Genomic DNA, 3,004 nt, shown 5'->3' with positions numbered 1-3,004 from the left:
GGAAGCGGGACCATCCCCGCGCGTGCGGGGAGCAGACTGTCTGACCTGCAAGTCTATTACCGCGATGACACGCTTCCAGCGACTTTCACCGATTCCGACAACCAGAACATAGCACCTTCCCCGGTCATCTCCGCGGACGGCGCGGTCAAGGTGGAGCTGGGGGCCTGGGCCATCCTCGCGGGTACGGAGGAGCGCTCCGGGCCAGGCGCCAGCGCGAAACTGAAATCTCCCGTAGGGCTTGGGTAGCCAATGCGGCGCGCGGACGCCAGAACAAAGATGCTCTTGCCGGTGTGGGCGCGGGCCGAGAGGGTGGAGGCGCGTCCCGGTCTGGGGGAGGAGGCCTCGGGTGGTGGATCTTTCGGAGCTGTTCGGTGAGGGCTGGTGTGTGACGCTGGCGCACCTTCCGCCTGCTCAGGTTCTGCAGCGGATGGGTGTGCTGAATGTGGCGGAGGTCGCCGATGGGCTGGATCTGGCGACCGAGCGACTGGAGGCGGCCGGCACGGGGCCGGAGGTGTTGCTGCTCGGCCGTGAGTTGACGAACGGTTGGTCGTTGGTGCTGGAGCTGGAGGGTTCTTCGGGCTGGTCGGGGATGGATCAGGGGGTGCTCGCGGCGTTGTCCGAGGGCGGCCGGGTCGCTGTCTCCGCGTTCGAGGACCCCAATCAGATGATGGCTCACCTGGCGGCCGATGGGCGGGTGGTGTGCGAGGTGGACTTCATTTCCGGCCGGCTGTCCTTCGAGACGGCTGATGGGGACGGGACGGTCGGTGACCTGTTGTCCCTGGGCTTCGCCCAGGTCGACGAACCGTCTGGCCAAGCGGCCGCAGCAGACGTTGCCGAGCGCGCGGCGCTAGCGCTGGGCGCGGTGACGGGGGTTGTACTGGAGGAGGAGGACTTCGAGGGTCCCTGGTTGGGGGGTCTGAGCGTGGTGGGTGCGTGATCGTAGCTGTGCAAGGTTCCTTGGCCCGCTGCTGACGACGTTCGGCTTGAAGTGTCCTTGTGTCCACCCTTGGGGCCTTGGCAGCGTTATGCCCGCGTTGCCGAGCGCCGGGGGGAGTCGGCAGGGCCACTGACGGTCCACGCCCCCTGGCCGAACCAAAAAAAGGGGGATCTCCACACATGTCGCTCAGCAGAAGCTGGCGGTTAAACACCCTGGCCATGGCCATGGTGGCGGGTGCATTCGCATTTCCGTCCCAGATGGCCAGCGCCCAGCCCACTCCCGTGCCGACGCATGCCGAAGCCCAAGAAGCCGCGGCTATCGGCCCTGACCGAACGATCAAGCTGAAGATCGGCATCTCGCAGCAAGAGCTGGCCGACCTACGCGCCAAGGGCCGCGAAGCGAGAGAACAAGGACACAAGAGCCTCCCGGTTCCCGCTCCCGACACCCGGCCCGACAAGACACCACCGACTCAGTCCCCCAGGAAGAAGGTGGCCAAGCCACTGACCATCCTGGAAGCAGACCGCGCCTCCAAGAAGACGGCTGCCGCCAACGCCACCCACACAGCCCCAAGCCCTCGAGCAGCTGCCGAGTCCGACCGCGGATGGGTACCGATCGGCGAAATGCCCGACGAGGACCGCCTGGAGTCCTGCCTCGCCGGCGACGGTACCGACGACGGCATCGGACGGATCCACAACCGCTTCACCTACTGCGCCCGATGGGGCCTGGAGGCCGAGTACTGGGAGATCGACAGCAAGGGCGTCCCGGTAGAGAAGGAAGGCACCACGTCCGCGACGTGGAGGGTCTTCGGCCAGGGCGACGCCAAAGACCGCCGAGTGAGGGTCTTCTCGCAGATCGAAGAGGACTCGGTCGACTACGACTGGGGCCCGATCGACAACATCTTCGTTGCCCCCGGCGTGCCACTCAGCCTGATGGGTCAATGCTCGCAGGGCTCGAAGGTCTGCGGGGCCGGCCCAGGTTCGTACACGATGCCCTGGGCGACGTGGGACAACAACCCGATCTGGGCCCACTGGGACATCTACAACCGCGAGGACAACAGCGTCGGCCGCGACAAGCTCTCCTACAACCAGTGGTACGTCGAGGCCTTCACCGACAACCAGGAGTACACCACGCTGGACAAGGCGGAAACCCCGCCCCGGCTGGTGCGCTGCGACTCGGCCACCTACTTCAACAAGGGCAAGGCCAAGTACCCCAAGGCGTGCATCTTCAGCGAGGTCACCCCGTACCTGACCTACACCCGGGGCACCACCCACCACGCCGTGGCCGAACACCTCTACACCGCCTTCAACCAGCCCCGCTCCACCTACCCGCTCCTTGCCCCTCCCGGGCAGCCGTGGCCGCGGGACAAGAAGATCCCCGGCGAGTACAGCCCGGGCAACCCGGATGCGCCCGGGCTCCATCGCATCACCAAGAAGCTGCACTCGGACGAGACCAAGGCCAACAAGGACCACAAGGACGGGGCCTGCTTCAAGACGGGTCCGCAGCGCGACCTGTACCGGGACACGGGCCTGCCCAACGGCACCAGCCCCGGTGAGCAGTGCGACGAGTACCCCTTCGCCTCGACCTTGGAAGGGGCCGGCAACGCCGACTGGGACTTCTCGGTGAAGTCGATACCGGCGAAGGACAACCGCGTCGCAGGCGGGATGCTGCGCGAGTACTACGTCGATGACCGGATGCTGGCCTGGGACAAGAACCTGGACCGCCCCGCCCAGACCAACGACCGCTTCTACATGAAGATCGACTAGCGCGACAGCCGGCTACCACTGCACGCACACGATCCGGGGCTTCCCCCACGCCAGGCCGGCGCAGGGGAAGCCCCGAGCCGTGGACAACCAGGACGTCGATGGCGTCAAGCAGAGGCCTACCTCGTTCTACGCGACCGCTCCAACCGCCGGCGCTATCCCCGCGCGTGCGGGGAGCAGCGGGAGAGCTGGGAGGCGAGCGCGGGCCCGTCGGGACCATCCCCGCGCGTGCAGGGAGCAGGCATCCGTGTAGAGGGCGCCGTCCAGCACGCTGGGACCATCCCCGCGCGTGCGGGGAGCAGACCGA

Annotated in this window: 2 protein-coding genes; both read left to right on the top strand. The window is 67.0% G+C overall.

What is annotated here, in order from left to right; genetic code table 11:
- Positions 1-349 precede the first annotated feature (349 nt).
- A complete protein-coding gene (locus K304_RS0120505; RefSeq protein WP_158687392.1) occupies positions 350-937 on the top strand; it encodes a DUF6461 domain-containing protein in 588 nt (195 codons plus the stop codon).
- A gap of 488 nt (positions 938-1,425) precedes the next feature.
- A complete protein-coding gene (locus tag K304_RS34175; RefSeq protein ID WP_486591758.1) occupies positions 1,426-2,700 on the top strand; it encodes a NucA/NucB deoxyribonuclease domain-containing protein in 1,275 nt (424 codons plus the stop codon).
- Positions 2,701-3,004: the final 304 nt, after the last annotated feature.

Source organism: Streptomyces sp. CNS606, from assembly GCF_000426325.1.
This window is presented reverse-complemented; position numbering and strand designations above follow the sequence as displayed.